Below are 18,556 nucleotides of genomic sequence, written 5' to 3'. Positions count from 1 at the left end.
GGTGTACCTGTGGGAGCGGGCTTGCCCGCGAAAAGGGCGACGCCGATTTCAAGCCTTACTGAGCGACAGCCCCTTCTCCAGGCCGACCACCCACCACGAACCACAACGGCCATAGCGCCAGCGCCCCGGCAACCCCTGCGCCCAGGGCGAAGTGCAGCAGACTCGCGCCCGCCCCCAGCATCGCCAGCACAGCGCCCCCGAGCCCCAGCAGGGCGATGGTGATCATCCCCAGCATCGCCGATACCAGACCCTTGCTCTGCTCGCTGGCGAACAGCGTCATGCGGTACAGCACGGCGTTGGCCACGCCCAGGCCGAGGGCATAGAGCGACATGCCGGCGACCACGCTGGTGACCGTCGGGTGCAGCCAGGTTGCCAGGACCATCAGGCACAGGCCGGCCAGGTAGGGCCACAGCGCCCCGCGCACCAGCGCGGGCAGCGGGTAACGGTCGGCAATGCGGTTGATGATCAGGTTGCCGAGGATCAGCCCGCCAAATACCGGCAACTGCCACAGCGCATATTCCAGGGTACTCAGCCCCTCGTCATGGATCAGCAGCACCGGCGACAGGCCGATCCAGCCGATCAAGGGCAAGCCGACCAGCCCCAGTGCCGCACTGCCTGCGACGAAGCGGCGGTTGCCGAGCAACTGTGCATAGCCCGCCAGCAACGGCAACAGGTGGATCGGCGTGAACGCCAGGCGTGAACCGTCGCGTCGCTCCACACCCAATGTTTCGGGCATCAGGCGATACAGCAGCCCCCAGCACAGCACCGCGCCGACTGCAAAGGCAACGAACAGCCAGCGCCAGTCCAGCCACTGCAGCATCAGGGTGCCCACCAGCGGCCCGAGCAGCGGCGAGAGCAAGGCGATATTCGCCAGCAACGCCATCATCCGCACCGCATCAGCTTCGCTGAACGCCTCGTTGAGGGCGGGATAGCTCACCGTCACCACGAAGCCCAGGCCGATGCCCTGCAGCAGGCGCAGCAGGTTGAACAGGCCGATGTCATGCACCCAGAAGGTCGCCAGGCAGGCGATGCCGAACACTACGCAGCCCGCCAACAGCAGGGGGCGTCGGCCATAGCGGTCGGCCAGCGGGCCGATCAGCCACTGCAGCACCACGCCACCGAGCAGGTAGAGGTTCAGCGCATGGGGGATGAATTCGGGGCTGGCCTTGAGGTCGTCGACCACCGTCGGCATGGCGGGCATGACGGCATCGCTGGCCAGGTAGGTCAGCAGTTCGAACAGGGCGAGGGTCAGGCCGAACAGCAAGGCCCGAAGCGGGGTGATGTACAACAATGGTTTCATGGTGGTGTTTCGGGCACAGGCAGGAGGGGTCAGGCTATATGCCAGAAACGGGCGAAAGGTGCTGTGAACAAGTGTAAAAAACAGGCCGCTGCACGACCCTTTCGCGACACCAGGCGCGAAAGGGGCGCAAAGCGGCCCCGGGATCAGGCGCGTTCGTTACTGCGCTGCAGTTTCCTGCACCACGCGAATCACCCGTTGCGGGAAGGGAATGTCGATTCCTTCGGCCTTCAGGCGATCGCGGGCCTGCTCGTTGAGCATGAACATCACGTCCCAGTAGTCGGCAGTCTTGGTCCACAGGCGCAGCGACACGGTGATCGAGCTGTCGCCCAGGGTGGCGACCACCGCCTGCGGCGCAGGGTCGGCCAGTACCCGGGGATCCTGCGCCAGTTCCAGCAGTACATTGCGCGCTTTCTGCAGGTCGGCCTCGTAGTCCACGCCCACATCGAACACCACCTTGCGCGTCGGCTGGCGGTTGGTGTTGACGATGATGCCGTTGGACAGGCTGCCGTTGGGCATGATCACCGTACGGTTGTCACCGGTGCGCAGCACGGTATGAAAGATCTGGATGCTGTCGACGGTGCCGCTCACGCCCTGGGCTTCGATCCAGTCACCGATGCGAAACGGACGGAACAGCAGGATCAGCACGCCACCGGCGAAGTTCGCCAGGCTGCCCTGCAGGGCCAGGCCGATGGCCAGGCCGGCGGCACCGATGGCGGCGACGAACGAGGTGGTCTCGATACCGATCATCGAGGCCACGCTGACGAACAGCAGCACCTTGAGGACGATATTGGCCAGGGTGGCGATGAAGCCCTGCAGGGCCACGTCGGCGTTGCGCATGCCGACCAGCTTGCCCAGGCGGGCGCTGAGCTTGTTGATGATCCACCAGCCGATGGCCAGGGTCAGCAGCGCCAGCAACAGGCGGCTGCCGTATTCCATGATCAAGGGAATCCAGGTCTGCGATTGGCGGACCAGCTGATCGACTTCAGCGTTCAAATCCATGTTCATCTCCTGATGTCGAACGACACGTGCACAGTAAAGCAGACCGCCGCACATTCAGCGGTCGCAGGAACCGATGGACACTCAGGAGCCATCGAGGTTCCTGCCCGGGGGATCAGTCGCGGAAGTTGTTGAACTGCAGCGGCATGTCGAATTCCTTCGCCCGCAGCGCAGCGATGGCTTCCTGCAGGTCGTCGCGCTTCTTGCCGGTGACACGCACCTGCTCACCCTGGATGGCGGCCTGGACCTTGAGCTTGGCGTCCTTGATGTGGGCGACGATCTTCTTCGCCAGCTCCTTGTCGATGCCTTCGCGGAACTTGGCCTCCTGCTTCATTTCCTTGCCGGAGGCATAGGCATCCTTGGTTTCCAGGCACTTGACGTCGATCTTGCGCTTGACCAGCGCCAGGCGCAGGATTTCGATCATCGCCTCGAGCTGGAACTCGGCTTCGGCAGTGAGCATCACGGTCTGCTCCTTGTCCTTGAACTCGAAGCTGCCCTTGCCCTTGAGGTCGTAACGGCGATCAAGCTCCTTGATCGCGTTTTCGACGGCGTTCTGCACTTCGTGCTTGTCCAGTTCCGATACCACGTCGAACGAAGGCATGGTTGTTCTCCATAAAATAAAAGCGCGCTCGGCCTGAAGATGGAGCGCGTCGGGTTTGACGGTTAAAATGCGCACTCATTATAACGGGTTGCGAAACGCAGATGAGCAGCACCTGGCATATTCTCGGCGCCGGTAGCCTCGGCAGCCTCTGGGCCTGTCGCCTGGCGCGGGCAGGCAAGGCAGTGCGCCTGGTGCTGCGCGACGAGCAGCGCCTGGCCGCTTATGAAGCCGAAGGCGGCCTGACCCTGATCGAACCTCACCAGGCCACGCAGTTCGCCATCCCGGCGCAGACCTGCGAGGGCGCAGGCCCCATTCACCGCCTGCTGGTGGCGTGCAAGGCCTACGATGCCGCGCAGGCGGTGGCGCGCATCGCACCGCGACTGGTCGAAGGCGCCGAGCTGATCCTGCTGCAGAACGGCCTCGGCAGCCAGGACGAGGTCGCCGAGCAGGTGCCTCACACCCGCTGCATCTTCGCCTCCAGCACCGAAGGCGCGTTCCGCGAGCGCGATTGGCACGTGCGGTTCGCTGGCCGGGGCTTCAACTGGCTGGGCGATCCAGGCAACCCCACCGCGCCCGAATGGTTCGGCGAGCTGCACGAAGCCGGCATCCCTGCCGAGTGGTCGCTGGACATCCTCACCCGCCTGTGGCGCAAGCTTGCGCTCAATTGCGCGATCAACCCGCTGACGGTGTTGCACGACTGCCAGAATGGCGGGCTGCTCGGCCACCTCCCCGAAGTAGAAGCGCTGTGCCTGGAACTGGGCGCCCTGCTGTGCCGTGTCGGGCAACCGCAGGCCGCCGAAAACCTGGGCGAAGACGTCCAACGGGTGATCGTGGCGACTGCAGCCAACTACTCTTCGATGTACCAGGACGTGCGTGCAGGCCGACGGACCGAGGTTCACTACCTGCTGGGCCACGCGTGCCGGGGCGCAGCCCGCCATGGCCTGGCCGTCCCAGGCCTGGAACACCTGCGCCAGCGCCTGGTCGATAAACTGCGGGCGCTCGGGCTGCCCGATCACTGAACCACGCCCTCAACCGATACGGATACTGCCTCGCCCATGACCTTGCGCCAACGCCTGGAAAACCTCCCGGTCGGGCAGAAACTGCTGGCGGCCCTGCTGGTACTGCTGGTCACCATCCTGCTGGTGGCCAACCTGGCCTTCATCAGCGCCGCCTACTGGATCACCCAGGAAAGCATGGCGCCGCAGGCGCTGCAGACCATAGGCCGGCTGGTCGCCAACCCGCAGCTGTCGGCGCAGGCCAGCAACTCCCCGGAAACGGCCAGCGCCCTGCTCAAGGAACTCGACAGCTACTCGCCGCTGCGCGCGGCGGCGGTCTATGGCAGCGACGGACGCCTGCTGGCCCAGTTACAGCACGGCCAGCCGTTGAACATGCCCAAGCGTTATCGCAACATCGACAACTGGCGCCTGACCGAATTTCGCAGCACCCAGCTGATCGCCCTGCCCCGCCCCGGCAGCCCGCCCGCGCACCTGCTGCTGGTGGCCAGCAGCGAGCTGCCGGTGGCCTTCTACACCGGCACCCTGTCGGCCAGCCTGGCGATCCTGGTGTTCAGCATCCTGCTGTGGATGATCATCGCCCGCCAGATCAAGCGCCTGATCACCCAACCGATCAACCGCCTCGAAGAACTTTCGCGCCAGGTCACTCGCGAGGAGAGCTACGCCTTGCGGGCCAAGCGCGGCAACGACGACGAAATCGGCAGCCTGGCCGAGGCGTTCAACACCATGCTCTCGCGCATCGAGGCCCGGGAAGACCAGCTCAAGCGCGCCCGCGACGAATTCCAGTCGGCCTTCGACCAGGCCCAAGGGCTGGCCGAGGAGACGCGCCACACCAACCGCAAGCTGGAGCTGGAAGTGCAGGTGCGCAGCAAGATCGAAAAGAAGCTCACCGGTTTTCAGAACTACCTGAACAGCATCATCGACTCCATGCCCTCGGCGCTGATCGCCCTCGACGAACAGCTCTACGTCACGCAATGGAACCAGGAAGCCACCCTGCTCTCCGGCACGCCGCTGGACGAGGCGCTGAACCAGCCGATCTTCATCGCCTTCGAGCCGCTCAAGCCATTCCTGCCGCAGCTCAAGGAAACGGTCGAGAAACACCGGGTGGCGAAGGTCGAACGGGTCACCTGGCCCAAGGACGACGAGCCGCGCCACTACGCCCTGACCTTCTACCCGCTGACCGGTGGCGGTGGACGCGGGGTGGTGATCCGCATCGACGACATCACCCAGCGCCTGTCACTGGAGGAGATGATGGTGCAGTCGGAAAAGATGCTCTCGGTCGGTGGCCTGGCGGCGGGCATGGCCCACGAGATCAACAATCCGCTGGGCGCGATCCTGCACAACGTACAGAACATTCGCAGGCGCCTGTCGCCGGAACTGCCGCGCAACCTCGAGCAGGCCGCCGAGCTCGGCGTCGACCTGGCCACCATCAACCGCTACCTCGACAGCCGCGAAGTGCCCCGGTTGCTCGACGGCATCCAGCAGGCTGGGGCGCGGGCAGCGAAGATCGTCACGCACATGCTCAGTTTCAGCCGCCGCAGCAACCGTCAGTTGGCACCCTGCGACCTGCCGGCGCTGATCGACCAGGCCGTGGACATCGCCGGCAACGACTTCGATCTCACCGTCGGCTTCGACTTCAAGGGCCAGGCCATCATCCGCCAGTTCGACCCCGAACTCGGGCCGGTGCCCTGCACCGCCAACGAGCTCGAACAGGTGCTGCTCAACCTGCTGAAGAACGCCGCCCAGGCCATTCACCAGCGCCCGGCGCCCAGCGAACCAGGGCGGATCACCCTGCGCACCCGGCTGAATCCACCCTGGGCCGAGATCCAGGTGGAGGACAACGGCGTCGGCATGCCCGAATCGGTGCGCAAGCGCACCTTCGAGCCGTTCTTCACCACCAAGGAGATCGGCCAGGGCACCGGGCTGGGGCTGTCAGTTTCGTATTTCATCATCACCAACAACCACAAAGGGCAGATGGAGGTGCACTCCACCCCCGGCCAGGGCACCTGCTTCACCCTGCGCCTGCCCTTGACCCAGCCGGGGACCACGTCCGCGGCAAAGACGGAGGCATGACATGGGCTATCGCCTGTCGAAGATCTACACCCGCACCGGCGACAAGGGTGAAACCGGCCTTGGCGACGGGCGCCGCGTTCCCAAGGATCACCCGCGCATCGAGGCCATCGGTGAGGTGGACATGCTCAATAGCCAGCTGGGCTTGCTTCTTGCGGGGCTGGCCGAGCAGGGCCTGGATGAGCTGAGCGAGGTGCTCGCGCCATGCCAGCATCGCCTGTTCGACCTTGGCGGCGAGCTGGCGATGCCCAGTTACCGGGCACTGGACGAGGCCGAAGTGCAGCGCCTGGAAGCCGCCATCGACCTCTGGAACGAAGAACTCGGGCCATTGAAGAACTTCATCCTGCCCAGCGGCTCGGCGCTGGTGGCCCAGGCCCATGTCTGCCGCGCCCAGGCACGGGGAGCGGAGCGGCGTTGCCAGCAGTTGAATGCTGTCGAAGCGCTCGAGGGCGTGGGCCTGGCCTATATCAACCGGCTGTCGGACCTGCTGTTCGTGGCCGCGCGCATCATCGGACGGCGCCAGGGAGTGGCCGAAGTGTTGTGGCAGGCGGCCGAGAAACCGCAGGGCTGAAAGGGCCCTGTCGCAGGGGGCGCGGCCGCCCGCAGCAGCGGACTTCTGTCGCCAAGGGGCCGCAAAGCGGCCCCAGGACACTCACACCTCAGGCCAGAACGCGCGAATCCCGGCGACCCCTTGTGCCCCGCATTGCCAGGCGCGCTCACGCTCAGCCGGCCCGACACCGCCGAGCAGGAACACTGGATGATTGAAGCCGGCGATCAACCGCTGCGCCTCATCCCAGCCAATCGGCGTAGCCTCGGGATGGGTCTGGGTCGGCTGCACCGGCGACAGGGTGATGAAATCCACCCCCATCTGCCGCGCCAGTTCGAGCTCTTCGCCATTGTGGCAGGAGGCTGCCAGCCAGCGCTGCTGCGGGAACGGCCGCCCCTTGGCGGCATACTTGCGCAGTTGCGCCGCAGTCAGGTGCCAGCCAGCGGCAGGGAAATCGCCCAGCCACTCAAGCGGTCCCTTGAGCATCAGTTGCGCCTTGCCGGCGCATAGCCCGACCGCATCCACCGCCACATCACGGTACTTGGGGTCGTACATCTCCGGGGCACGCAGCTGGATCAGCCTGATCCCGGAGGCTACTGCCTTCTGGATACCGCGCAGCAACTGCGGCGTATCGAGGCCGTCCGGGGTGATCAGGTACTGGTCGGGCAGGCATGCGGCGGCGACGATGGGCTTGTTGGCTTCGGGAAACGCATATTGGGCCAGATCGCGCGGTGCCACCCAGGCCAGCGGCTGGCCCTCGGCGCCATGCGGCTCGCCGCTGAACGCCGACACTTCGTGCACGTCCAGCAGCACCTGCTTGTCCGGGTAATCATGGCTGACCTTGATCAGCGGCCGCGAGGCGCTGACCTCGATCCCGAGTTCTTCGCGCAACTCCCGGGCCAGCGCGGCTTCGACGCCTTCGCCCTCCTCCACCTTGCCGCCGGGAAACTCCCACAACCCGCCCTGGTGCTGGGTATCGGCACGCCGGGCGATGAGGATGCGCCCGTCGGCGCCGCGAATGACGGCTGCAACTACATGAATCCGCTTCACCCTTCACGCTCCGCCAGGCCAGCTTTCTGCCAGGCCTGGAAGGCCGGCCAGTTGTATACGGTTTCGATGTAGGCGGCGGCCTCGGCCGGCACCTCCACACGGTAGGTACGCAGGCGCACCGCCACCGGGGCGAAGAACGCATCGGCGAGGGTCGCCCGACCGAACAGGAACGGGCCGCTTTCCTTGGCCGCCAGGCGGCACTCGGCCCACAGCGCGACGATACGGTCGATGTCGATCTGCACGTCCAGCGGTACGCTGTCCAGCGCCTGGTCACGCGACAGGTCGAACGGCATGGCGCCACGCAGGGCGAAGAAACCGCTGTGCATCTGCGCGCAGGCAGAACGGGCCTGGGCGCGTGCGGTAACGTCCGCCGGCCAGAGCTGCGCTTGAGGGTGTTGTTCGTTGAGGTATTCGGCGATGGCCAGCGAATCGGCGATCACGCCGTGTCCGGTCTTGAGCAGCGGCACCTTGCCGCTGGCCGAGTATTCGAGGACGCGCTTGCGGGTATCGGCCTGGTTGAGTCTGATCAGCGTCTCCTCGTAGGGAACGCCTGCCAGCTCAAGGGCCAGGGCGCCGCGCAGCGACCAGGAGGAATAAAGCTTGTCGCCGATGATCAGGTGATAGCTCATGGTTCGGCTCCATGTTGGGGGACTTGAGGCTGCCTTGCAGCCGTTCGCGGGTGAACCCTCTCCCACAGGCATTGTGCATACCCTGTGGGAGCGGGTTCACCCGCGAAGAAGCTGGAACGGTTCGGATCAGGTACGGTATTCGGCGTTGATCTTCACGTACTCGTGGGACAGGTCGGTGGTCCAGATGGTTTCGCTGCACTGGCCACGGCCCAGCTCGATACGGATGGTGATCTCTTCCTGGGCCATTACCGCCGAGCCCTGCTCTTCGGTGTAGCTCGGGCTGCGACCGCCCTTGCTGGCAATGCACACGCTGCCCAGGTACACATCGATCAGGCTGACGTCCAGCTCCGGCACGCCTGCACGGCCGACGGCTGCGAGGATACGGCCCCAGTTGGGATCGGAGGCGAACAGCGCCGTCTTGATCAGCGGCGAATGAGCGACGGCATAGCCGACGTCCAGGCACTCCTGGTGATTGCCACCACCGTTGACCTGCACGGTCACGAACTTGGTCGCGCCTTCGCCGTCACGCACGATGGCCTGGGCCACCTCCATGCACACCTCGAACACGGCCTTCTTCAGTGCCTCGAACAGCGCTCCGCTCGCTTCGGTCACTTCCGGCAGGTCGGCCTTGCCGGTGGCGATCAGCATGCAGCAGTCGTTGGTCGAAGTGTCGCCATCGATGGTGATGCGGTTGAACGACTTGTTGGCGCCGTCGAGCATCAGGTCCTTGAGCACGGCCGGGGCGACCTTGGCGTCGGTGGCGATGTAGCCGAGCATGGTGGCCATGTTCGGACGGATCATGCCCGCGCCCTTGCTGATCCCGGTGACGGTCACGGTGACACCGTCGTGCTGGAACTGGCGGCTGGCGCCCTTGGGCAGGGTGTCGGTGGTCATGATGCCGGTGGCGGCTTCGGCCCAGTGGTTTTCCGAGAGGTTGTCCAGCGCAGCCTGCAGCGCGCCTTCGATCTTCTCGACCGGCAGCGGCTCGCCGATCACACCGGTGGAGAACGGCAGCACCGACTCGGCAGGCACACCGGCCAGCTCGGCCAGCTTGGCGCAGGTACGCTCGGCAGCGGCCAGGCCCGGGGCACCGGTACCGGCGTTGGCGTTCCCGGTGTTGGTCAGCAGGTAACGCACCGTGCCCTGCACGCGCTGCTTGGACAGGATCACCGGCGCAGCACAGAAGGCGTTGAGGGTGAACACGCCAGCAACGCTGGAACCTTCGGCGCAGCGCATCACCACCACATCCTTGCGCCCTGGGCGCTTGATGCCCGCCGAAGCGATGCCGAGTTCGAAACCGGGAACCGGGTGCAGGGTAGGCAGGGGACCGAGACCGACAGCCATTGGAGCGCTCCTAGAAAAATGAATGGGTTGCGAAAAGCGGGGCCGCTTTTGCGTCCCATCGCGGCACAAGGCCGCTCCTGCAGGTTCTGTGCGATGCCTGCGGGAGCGGCCTTGTGCCACGATGGGCCGCCAAGCGGCCCTGTAGGTATCAGGTGACGGATCGAATCACTCGATCTGACCATGGCAATGCTTGAACTTCTTGCCCGAACCGCACCAGCACGGCTCGTTGCGGCCCAGCTTCTGTTCGTTGCGCACCGGCGCGGAGGCAACCGCCACTTCGGCGCCCTCCTCGACCGCTTGCTCGCCTTCCAGCCCTGGAGCTGCGGCATGCTGGAACTGCATGCGGCTGGCCAGTGCCTCGGCCTCGCGGCGCAGGCGGGCCTCTTCTTCGGCGGGGTCTTCGCGACGCACCTGGACGTGCGACAGCACACGGATGGTGTCGCGCTTGATCGACTCCAGCAGTTCCTGGAACAGGGTGAACGACTCGCGCTTGTATTCCTGCTTCGGGTTCTTCTGGGCGTAGCCGCGCAGGTGGATACCGTGGCGCAGGTGATCCATGGTCGACAGGTGGTCTTTCCACAGGTCGTCGAGGACGCGCAGCAGGATCTGCTTCTCGAAGGTGCGCAGGGCGTCAATGCCGGCCTGGTCTTCCTTCTCGGTGTAGGCAGTGGTGATCTCGTTCAGCAGCTTCTCGCGCAGGGTCTCCTCATAGAGGTGGTCGTCCTCGTCGAGCCACTGCTGGATCGGCAGTTTCATGCCGAAATCGCTGGACAGCGAAGCCTCCAGGCCCGGCACGTCCCACTGCTCGGGCAACGACTGCGGCGGAATGTGCTGGCTGATGGTGGCATCGAGCACTTCCTTGCGGAACTCGGCGATGGTGTCACCGATGTTCTCGGCAGCCAGCAGGCTGTTGCGCATGTGGTAGATCACCTTGCGCTGCTCGTTGGCCACGTCGTCATATTCGAGCAGTTGCTTGCGGATGTCGAAGTTGCGGCCTTCGACCTTGCGCTGCGCTTTTTCGATGGCGTTGGTGACCATGCGGTGCTCGATGGCCTCGCCGGACTGCATGCCCAGCGCCTTCATGAAGTTCTTCACCCGGTCGGAGGCGAAGATACGCATCAGGCTGTCTTCCAGCGACAGGTAGAAGCGGCTGGAACCGGCATCGCCCTGACGACCGGCACGGCCGCGCAGCTGGTTGTCGATACGACGCGATTCGTGGCGCTCGGAGGCGATCACGTGCAGGCCACCGGCTTCCAGTACCTGCTGGTGACGTTTCTGCCAGTCGGCCTTGATCTGCGCGATCTGCTCGCTGGTCGGGTTCTCCAGGGCAGCGACTTCCGCCTCCCAGTTACCGCCCAGCAGGATGTCGGTACCGCGACCGGCCATGTTGGTGGCGATGGTCAGCGCGCCCGGCGCACCGGCCTGGGCGATGATCTCGGCTTCCTTCTCGTGGTACTTGGCGTTGAGGACCTTGTGCTCGATGCCTTCCTTGTGCAGCAGGTTGGACATGTGCTCGGAGGTCTCGATGGTCGCGGTACCCACCAGGACAGGACGGCCCTGGGCCATGCTCTCCTTGATGTCGGCGATGATCGCCGCGTACTTCTCGTCGGCCGTGAGGTAGACCAGGTCGTTGAAGTCCTTGCGCGCCAGCGGCTTGTTCGGCGGAATGACCATCACGTTGAGGCTGTAGATCTGGGCGAACTCGAACGCTTCGGTGTCGGCGGTGCCGGTCATGCCGGACAGCTTGGAGTAGAGGCGGAAGTAGTTCTGGAAGGTGGTCGAGGCCAGGGTCTGGCTTTCGGCCTGGATGTTCAGGTTTTCCTTGGCCTCGATGGCCTGGTGCAGGCCTTCGGACAGGCGACGCCCCGGCATGGTACGGCCAGTGTGTTCATCGATCAGGAGGATCTGGCCGTCCTGGACGATGTACTCGACGTTGCGGTGGAACAGCTTGTGCGCACGCAGGCCGGCATAGACATGGGTGAGCAGGCCCAGGTTGTGCGCCGAGTAGAGGCTCTCGCCCTCGGCCAGCAGGCCGGACTGGGTGAGCATCTCTTCGATGAACTGGTGACCGGCCTCGTTGAGCTCGACCTGGCGGCTCTTCTCGTCGATGCTGAAGTGACCTTCCTGGGTCACCTGGCCTTCGACTTCCTCGATGTGCTGCTTCAGGCGCGGGATCAGGCGGTTGATCTCGATGTACAGCTTGGAGCTGTCTTCGGCCTGGCCGGAAATGATCAGCGGGGTACGGGCTTCGTCGATCAGGATGGAGTCGACTTCGTCGATCACGGCGAAATTCAGCTCACGCTGGAACTTCTCGTCCTGGCTGAAGGCCATGTTGTCGCGCAGGTAGTCGAAACCGAATTCGTTGTTGGTGCCGTAGGTGATGTCGGCGGCATAGGCTGCGCGCTTTTCTTCCGGCGGCTGGAAGGCCGAGACGATACCGACGTTCAGGCCGAGGAATTCGTACAGCGGGCGCATCCAGTTGGCGTCGCGGCGGGCCAGGTAGTCGTTGACCGTGACCACGTGCACGCCCTTGCCGGACAGCGCGTTGAGGTACACCGCCAGGGTACCGACCAGGGTCTTGCCCTCACCGGTACGCATTTCGGCGATCATGCCCTCGTGCAGGGTCATGCCGCCGATCAGCTGGACGTCGAAGTGGCGCATGCCCATGACGCGCTTGCCGGCCTCACGGGCCACGGCGAAGGCTTCAGGCAACAGCTGGTCGAGGGTTTCGCCTTTGGCCAGGCGCTCTTTGAACTCTGCGGTCTTGCCACGCAGTTGTTCGTCGGAGAGGGCCACCATCTTCTCTTCGAAGGCATTGACGGTGCTGACCGTCTTGAGCATGCGCTTGATTTCACGCTCGTTCTTGCTTCCAAAAAGTTTTTTTAACAAAGGCGCAAACATATCGGCAGGATCTTCCACACTTAGGGATGGAGGGCGGCCCCGTGAGTCGCCCGTGCAGCCCACAGGCCGCATGCGAACGAGCATTCTACCCGGAAACGTTGGTGAGGAAAGTGGTGGATTTCCACGATGCTGGCACAGCGCTTTAGAACGGGGCTTTTCTAACATAGGGACATTTTCCCCAAGTTCAAGGCGGCCAGACATGAAACGTGTCTGGCGGCCTCGCGGGCAGGCTGCTTCCACAAGCGCTGCACCGTGCCCAGGAGCGAGCATGCCGGCAGAACGTCCGGCACAGGCAACGGCCCTGGCGGCATCTGTTAGACTGCCAATCTTGTAACCTCATGCGTACTCCGATGGCCTACAAACCGCCTTCTGCCCAACCACCCGCCGCCCTGCTGCGCCAGGCCAGGCCGCTGCGCCTGCTGCTCAACCAGGCCGAGCGCCTGGAGCACCTGCAACGCCTGCTGGAAAGCCAGCTGCAACCGGCAGCCCGCGAGCACTGCCACGTGGCGTCATGGAAGGAAGGCACATTGCTGCTGGTGGTCACCGACGGCCACTGGGCCACTCGCCTGCGCTACCAGCAGAAGCGTCTGCTGCGCCAGCTGCAGATGCTCGAGGCGTTCGCCAACCTGACCCGCATCCAGTTCAAGGTACAGCCACCGCTGGTGCCGGCCGAACGCACGGGGCACGGCCCTGAGCTTTCTGAAAACGCCGCCGAAAGCATCCGCGGTTCGGCCGAAGGCATCAATGACCCGAAACTGCGCGCGGCGCTGGAGCGACTGGCCAGCCATGCGCAGGCCAAGCGCTGAACCAGGCGCTACCGCAACTTCCCATACCAACGAAACACGCTTCGAGATGGGGTCGTCAGGAGTGAAGCCATCAGAGCGTGCTTCTGATCGTCAACAAATGGGTTGCGTTCTTGCGACGCTCAAAGGCAGTTACCCTGGCAAATTTGCCAGTTGTGCAGAGTGCTGATCAAGCTTCAAATGAGGTGGCACATCCCCACTCACAGAAAGGACTCTGATCATGCCGCCCTCACACAACTATCGTGACATTGCCTTTCGCACACGAGGCCCGCGTCCTCCAGAAGAAGCGCCCGTGGACAAAGGATATGGCAGGGAGGGCTATGCATACTTTCCCGAGGCCAGAAGAGGATTGAGAGGCAGGGCTACTCAAATTATCGCCAGCCATACAATCAAGGACCGATTCTACACAGCGGGCCTGCAAATCGACCGCGAGAGCACCGCCCCCGTGGAAATTTTTGTGGCGTGTCTTGATGTGTACGGCAAGCTGGACACCACATTCGGTGATGATGGCAAGGCACAGCTCAATAAGTCCGGCAATCTCTTGAGCATAGACCCACTCGTGGCAGAAGACGCAGCCGGTAACCTGTTGGTGCTCACCACTGTGCAAGAAGGCGTTATGCGTCTCTGGAAACTAACTTCGAAGGGTAAGCTCGATGATACCTTCGGCTCTGAAAAAAAAGGCTACGTCGACATCGACGGGAGCTACGCGAGCCACGTGCTAGCGATTGGAGAGCGCTGGTTCGTACTGACCGACACCACGCTCCAGGCCCTTGAACCAAATGGCAGACATTGGGTGTCTTTTGGCAAGAACGGCATCGTTCACGTAGATGACCTGCCACTGACGGGCTTCGACCAACGGGCGTACTCAGCCATGGTCGCCCTATCCGAGAAAGAAGCGGCGCCGCGCATTGCAGTGACCATCTATGCCCTGGAGGGAGCAATCCCCTATGCCCTCACTTGTGCGCTGGACAGTAGTGGGGATGTCGACACTTCGTTCAAACTTCATAAATCGGACCCTTGGATCATCAATTACTACTATGGCATGAGTGTTGACATGAGCACACAGTTGATAACCGTGGCCGGAACACTTTATGACCTCGACTCCGATGGTTTCGCTTCCAAACCGGCGGTTTACCGACTCAGATTCTCGGGCGCCCCTGACCTGACGTTCAACAATGGCGAAGTCAAGCTGTTCGATATCCCGGGCGGCTGGCACAACTTTGCACCCATTGGAAAAAAATTGGTGGGGTACGGCACCTTCTTCACGCAACACATCGTAGTACGTTACAACCTCGACGGGACGTTGGATGAGAGCTTCATGCCCCCCAATGGCTATGGGCGGTTCGGTGCAAGACTGGGCGAGCCGGGGTTTTACTCCTATGGCATTAGCTTGGTAGCCGAAGCCGGCAAGGGACGGCTACTGATCCCAGGTAGTTACTTAACGTCCGAGTACGAAGCGGCATGTGTCACGGCCATACAACTCAAACCCTTCAGGGAATAAAGCATACCCAGTATGGCGCCGTGATCAACCCTGGAAGATCCGAGCGCCTTCTGGCAAGACGCGGTTGCACGATGAGATGGCCGGCTGGGGATGCGTCGTTGGCACTCAAGAAAGACAATAATCGATCCCCTGCACTCATGTTTCACCTCGGCACATCTGACTCTGGAATTTTGAGATGGAAAGTGCAGAGCTGATCGGCTACCGGGAAGGAATAAAAAAGGCCACCCGAAGGTGGCCTCAATGAACTAGAGAGAGTTCGAACTTACACGGCCGCAACAGGGCGCATGTAGGAGATCGGTGCCGTGCTGGCATCTTCGAAGGTGACCACTTCCCAGGCATCGGTTTCCGCGATCAGCTTGCGCAGCAGCTGGTTGTTCAGCGCGTGCCCGGACTTGTAGCCCTTGAACTCGCCGATCAGGCTGTTGCCCAGCAGGTAGAGGTCGCCAATGGCGTCGAGGATCTTGTGCTTGACGAATTCGTCATCGGAACGAAGGCCGTCTTCGTTGAGCACACCGGTCTCGTCGACCACGATGGCGTTCTCGACACTGCCGCCCAACGCAAGGTTGTGCTTGCGCAGGTACTCGATGTCACGCATGAAGCCGAAAGTGCGGGCGCGGCTGACTTCCTTCACGAACGAGGTGCTGGAGAAGTCGACCACTGCACTCTGGGTCTGGCCCTTGAGGACCGGATGATCGAAGTCGATCTCGAAGCTCACCTTGAACCCGTCGAATGGCAGGAAGGTGGCGCGCTTGTCGCCCTCCTCCACGGTCACTTCGCGCAGGATGCGGATGAACTTCTTGGCTGCGTCCTGTTCTTCCAGGCCGGCGGATTGAATCAGGAATACGAAGGGTCCGGCGCTACCGTCCATGATCGGCACTTCCGAGGCGGAGAGCTCGACGTAGGCGTTATCGATGCCCAGGCCCGCCATGGCGGAGAGCAGATGCTCGACCGTATCGACCTTGACGTCACCGTTGACCAGCGTCGTCGACATGGTTGTCTCGCCGACGTTGGCCGCGCGCGCCGGAATCTCGACCACAGGGTCGAGGTCGGCACGGCGGAAAACGATGCCGGTATCCACGGGTGCCGGCTTGAGAGTGAGGTAGACCTTCTCTCCGGAATGCAGGCCGACACCAGTGGCACGAATGGTATTCTTCAGGGTGCGTTGTCTAATCATGGCATTGGCCGCTTTAGCGCTAATTGCGAATTGGTATCAACAAAGGCTGAGAATGATAGCAGACCCGGCCTTTGCTGAACACCAATCACCCTTATACCCCTGATAAATTCCATCAATCGGCCTGGCGACGCAGGAAGGCCGGGATGTCGAGGTAGTCCAGATCGTCCTGAGGGTTGAGTTTAGCCGCCGCAGCCGCACCTGCGTGAGCCTGGTTGCGCATCACGGTAGGACGCTCCAGGTCACGGTAGTTCACCGCAGACTGCTCCTGGCGCACCGGGGCCGGGTTGGAAGCCTCGTACACCTGCTGAGCGGTCTGCAGGGTGTTGTCGACGACCTTGACCGGCTTCTCGATGCGCGCACCCAGGCCAGTGGCGACCACGGTGACGTGCAGTTCGTCGCGCATGTCCGGATCGATCACGGTACCGACCTTGACCATTGCGTGATCGGAGGCGAAGGCCTCGATGATGCTGCCCACGTCGGAGTATTCACCCAGCGACAGGTCAGGACCTGCGGTGATATTCACCAGGATACCGCGGGCACCCTGCAGGTTGACGTCCTCGAGCAGCGGGTTGCGAATCGCCGCCTCGGTGGCTTCGCGGGCACGGTTCGGACCGCTGGCGCAGCCGGTACCCATCATCGCCATGCCCATCTCGCCCATCACGGTGCGCACGTCGGCGAAGTCGACGTTGATCATGCCCGGACGCTTGATGATGTCGGAGATGCCGCGCACGGCGCCGGCCAGCACGTCGTCAGCCTTGGCGAAGGCCGACAGCAGGCTTGCATCCTTGCCCAGGATGGTCAGCAGCTTCTCGTTGGGGATGGTGATCAGCGAGTCGACGCTTTCAGCCAGCATGCGGATGCCTTCGTCGGCGATCTGCATGCGCTTGCGACCCTCGAACGGGAACGGACGGGTCACCACCGCAACGGTGAGGATGCCCATTTCCTTCGCCACTTCGGCGATGATCGGCGCTGCACCGGTACCGGTACCGCCACCCATGCCAGTGGTGATGAACACCATGTTGGTGCCTTGCAGCACTTCGGCGATGCGCTCACGGTCTTCCAGCGCGGCCTGACGACCGACTTCCGGATTGGCACCGGCACCCAGGCCCTTGGTCACACCGGTCCCCAGCTGCAGGATGGTGCGTGCGCCGATGTTCTTCAGCGCCTGGGCATCGGTGTTGGCGCAGATGAATTCCACGCCTTCGATGCTGCTTTTGACCATGTGGTTGACGGCGTTGCCACCACCACCACCGACACCGATCACTTTGATGACCGGGCTTTGCGGGACGTTGTCTACGAGCTCGAACATTTTCCCTCTCCTTACAGTTCTCTAGTTTTTGCGCCTACCACTACTGCTTTGAAACTTAGAAGTTGCCTTGGACCCAGCGCTTGAAGCGCTCAAGCACCGGGGCCTTAGGTTCATCGCCATAGCTGTTGCTGCTGCTGTTGCCGGTCAGGGGCAGGTCCTCGGTCTGCTTTTGCAGGCCGTAGGTGAGCAGTCCCACGCCGGTTGAATAGATCGGGTTGCGCACCACGTCGCTCAGCCCCCGAACGCTGTGCGGCACGCCGAGGCGTACCGGCATGTGGAAGATTTCCTCGGCCAGTTCCACGGCGCCTTCCATCTTCGAGGTACCGCCGGTGAGGACGATGCCGGCCGGCACCAGGTCCTCGTAGCCACTGCGGCGCAGCTCGGCCTGAATCAGGGTGAAGAGCTCGTCGTAACGAGGCTCGACCACTTCTGCCAGGGCCTGGCGCGACAGTTCGCGCGGCGGACGATCGCCGACGCTCGGTACCTTGATGGTCTCGCCTGCACCGGCCAGCTTGGCCAGGGCGCAGGCGTAGCGGATCTTGATTTCCTCGGCATACTGCGTGGGTGTACGCAGGGCCATGGCGATGTCGTTGGTGACCTGGTCGCCGGCGATCGGGATCACCGCGGTGTGGCGGATCGCGCCTTCGGTGAAGATAGCGATGTCGGTGGTGCCGCCACCGATGTCCACCAGGCACACGCCCAGCTCTTTCTCGTCATCGGTCAGCACCGAGTAGGCCGAGGCCAACTGCTCGAGGATGATGTCGTCGATTTCCAGGCCGCAGCGGCGCACGCACTTCTCGATGTTCTGCGCGGCGTTGACCGCGCAGGTCACCACGTGGACCTTGGCCTCCAGACGCACGCCAGACATGCCCAGCGGCTCGCGTACGCCTTCCTGGTTGTCGATCACGTAGTCCTGCGGCAGGGTATGCAGGACGCGCTGGTCGGCCGGGATGGCCACGGCCTGGGCGGCGTCGAGCACGCGCTCGAGGTCGGCGACGCTGACCTCGCGGTCGCGGATGGCGACGATACCGTGGGAGTTCAGGCTGCGGATGTGGTTGCCGGCAACGCCGACGAACGCCGAGTGGATGCGGCAGCCGGCCATCAGTTGCGCTTCTTCCACCGCGCGCTGGATCGACTGCACGGTCGACTCGATGTTCACCACCACGCCCTTCTTCAGGCCGCGGGACGGATGGGTGCCGATCCCGACGATCTCCAGGGTGCCGTCCGCCGCCACTTCACCCACCAGCGCCACTACCTTGGAGGTGCCGATGTCCAGCCCGACGATCATTTTGCCGCTATGCGCGTTTGCCATGGTCCT

The 18,556-nt window shown here is 63.4% G+C and carries 15 protein-coding genes; 5 read left to right on the top strand and 10 right to left on the bottom strand.

From position 1 onward, the window contains the following. Window positions 1–55: 55 nt before the first annotated feature. The 3 genes from AC1TXO_RS05585 to AC1TXO_RS05575 form a co-directional block, all read right to left on the bottom strand. Complete coding sequence (locus tag AC1TXO_RS05585; protein WP_486405392.1) at window positions 56–1,300, bottom strand: MFS transporter; 1,245 nt, start codon at window positions 1,298–1,300, stop codon at window positions 56–58. 156 nt (window positions 1,301–1,456) lie between these two features. Then, window positions 1,457–2,299 (bottom strand): mechanosensitive ion channel family protein, encoded by an 843-nt coding sequence (locus AC1TXO_RS05580; protein WP_486405391.1) that lies wholly within the window; start codon window positions 2,297–2,299, stop codon window positions 1,457–1,459. Window positions 2,300–2,411: 112 nt separating this feature from the next. Next, a complete protein-coding gene (locus AC1TXO_RS05575) occupies window positions 2,412–2,897 on the bottom strand; it encodes a YajQ family cyclic di-GMP-binding protein (RefSeq protein ID WP_414535928.1) in 486 nt (161 codons plus the stop codon). A gap of 101 nt (window positions 2,898–2,998) precedes the next feature. Here AC1TXO_RS05575 and AC1TXO_RS05570 point away from each other — a divergent pair, with 101 nt between their 5' ends. Genes AC1TXO_RS05570 through AC1TXO_RS05560 form a run of 3 tightly spaced genes read left to right on the top strand, consistent with a single transcriptional unit; the run spans window position 2,999 to window position 6,551 of the window. Next, a complete protein-coding gene (locus AC1TXO_RS05570) occupies window positions 2,999–3,916 on the top strand; it encodes a putative 2-dehydropantoate 2-reductase (RefSeq protein WP_486405390.1) in 918 nt (305 codons plus the stop codon). 36 nt (window positions 3,917–3,952) lie between these two features. After that, window positions 3,953–5,983 (top strand): ATP-binding protein, encoded by a 2,031-nt coding sequence (locus AC1TXO_RS05565; RefSeq protein WP_486405389.1) that lies wholly within the window; start codon window positions 3,953–3,955, stop codon window positions 5,981–5,983. Between the two features lies 1 nt (window position 5,984). After that, window positions 5,985–6,551: a cob(I)yrinic acid a,c-diamide adenosyltransferase gene (locus tag AC1TXO_RS05560; protein WP_486405388.1), complete on the top strand. Its 567-nt coding sequence runs from the start codon at window positions 5,985–5,987 to the stop codon at window positions 6,549–6,551. Between the two features lie 81 nt (window positions 6,552–6,632). Here the strand turns inward: AC1TXO_RS05560 and AC1TXO_RS05555 are convergent, their stop codons facing one another. From AC1TXO_RS05555 to secA, 4 genes are all read right to left on the bottom strand, one after another. Next, window positions 6,633–7,577 (bottom strand): Nudix family hydrolase, encoded by a 945-nt coding sequence (locus tag AC1TXO_RS05555; RefSeq protein ID WP_486405387.1) that lies wholly within the window; start codon window positions 7,575–7,577, stop codon window positions 6,633–6,635. Next, window positions 7,574–8,206, bottom strand: coding sequence for a glutathione S-transferase family protein (locus AC1TXO_RS05550; protein ID WP_486405386.1), 633 nt, complete (start codon window positions 8,204–8,206; stop codon window positions 7,574–7,576). The genes AC1TXO_RS05555 and AC1TXO_RS05550 overlap by 4 nt, the downstream gene beginning before the upstream one ends. A gap of 126 nt (window positions 8,207–8,332) precedes the next feature. Continuing rightward, a complete protein-coding gene (gene argJ, locus AC1TXO_RS05545) occupies window positions 8,333–9,550 on the bottom strand; it encodes a bifunctional glutamate N-acetyltransferase/amino-acid acetyltransferase ArgJ (protein ID WP_486405385.1) in 1,218 nt (405 codons plus the stop codon). Between the two features lie 165 nt (window positions 9,551–9,715). Continuing rightward, window positions 9,716–12,451, bottom strand: coding sequence for a preprotein translocase subunit SecA (gene secA, locus AC1TXO_RS05540; RefSeq protein ID WP_486405384.1), 2,736 nt, complete (start codon window positions 12,449–12,451; stop codon window positions 9,716–9,718). Window positions 12,452–12,801: 350 nt separating this feature from the next. Here secA and AC1TXO_RS05535 point away from each other — a divergent pair, with 350 nt between their 5' ends. Together AC1TXO_RS05535 and AC1TXO_RS05530 are read left to right on the top strand one after the other, a co-directional pair. Then, complete coding sequence (locus AC1TXO_RS05535; protein WP_486405383.1) at window positions 12,802–13,257, top strand: DUF721 domain-containing protein; 456 nt, start codon at window positions 12,802–12,804, stop codon at window positions 13,255–13,257. Between the two features lie 289 nt (window positions 13,258–13,546). Then, on the top strand, window positions 13,547–14,755 hold the full coding sequence (locus tag AC1TXO_RS05530) for a hypothetical protein (RefSeq protein WP_486405382.1): 1,209 nt from the start codon (window positions 13,547–13,549) through the stop codon (window positions 14,753–14,755). A gap of 262 nt (window positions 14,756–15,017) precedes the next feature. Here the strand turns inward: AC1TXO_RS05530 and lpxC are convergent, their stop codons facing one another. The 3 genes from lpxC to ftsA all read right to left on the bottom strand — a co-directional run bounded on the left by lpxC (window position 15,018) and on the right by ftsA (window position 18,550). Further along, window positions 15,018–15,929 (bottom strand): UDP-3-O-acyl-N-acetylglucosamine deacetylase, encoded by a 912-nt coding sequence (lpxC, locus tag AC1TXO_RS05525; RefSeq protein WP_028689733.1) that lies wholly within the window; start codon window positions 15,927–15,929, stop codon window positions 15,018–15,020. 112 nt (window positions 15,930–16,041) lie between these two features. Continuing rightward, on the bottom strand, window positions 16,042–17,238 hold the full coding sequence (gene ftsZ, locus AC1TXO_RS05520) for a cell division protein FtsZ (RefSeq protein ID WP_277459728.1): 1,197 nt from the start codon (window positions 17,236–17,238) through the stop codon (window positions 16,042–16,044). A 55-nt stretch (window positions 17,239–17,293) separates the two neighbouring features. After that, on the bottom strand, window positions 17,294–18,550 hold the full coding sequence (ftsA, locus tag AC1TXO_RS05515; protein ID WP_054894012.1) for a cell division protein FtsA: 1,257 nt from the start codon (window positions 18,548–18,550) through the stop codon (window positions 17,294–17,296). Window positions 18,551–18,556 lie beyond the last annotated feature (6 nt).

The organism is Pseudomonas sp. FA117 (genome assembly GCF_057370475.1).
The sequence above is the reverse complement of the archived record's forward strand: the minus strand, read 5'-3'. Positions and strand labels throughout refer to the sequence as shown.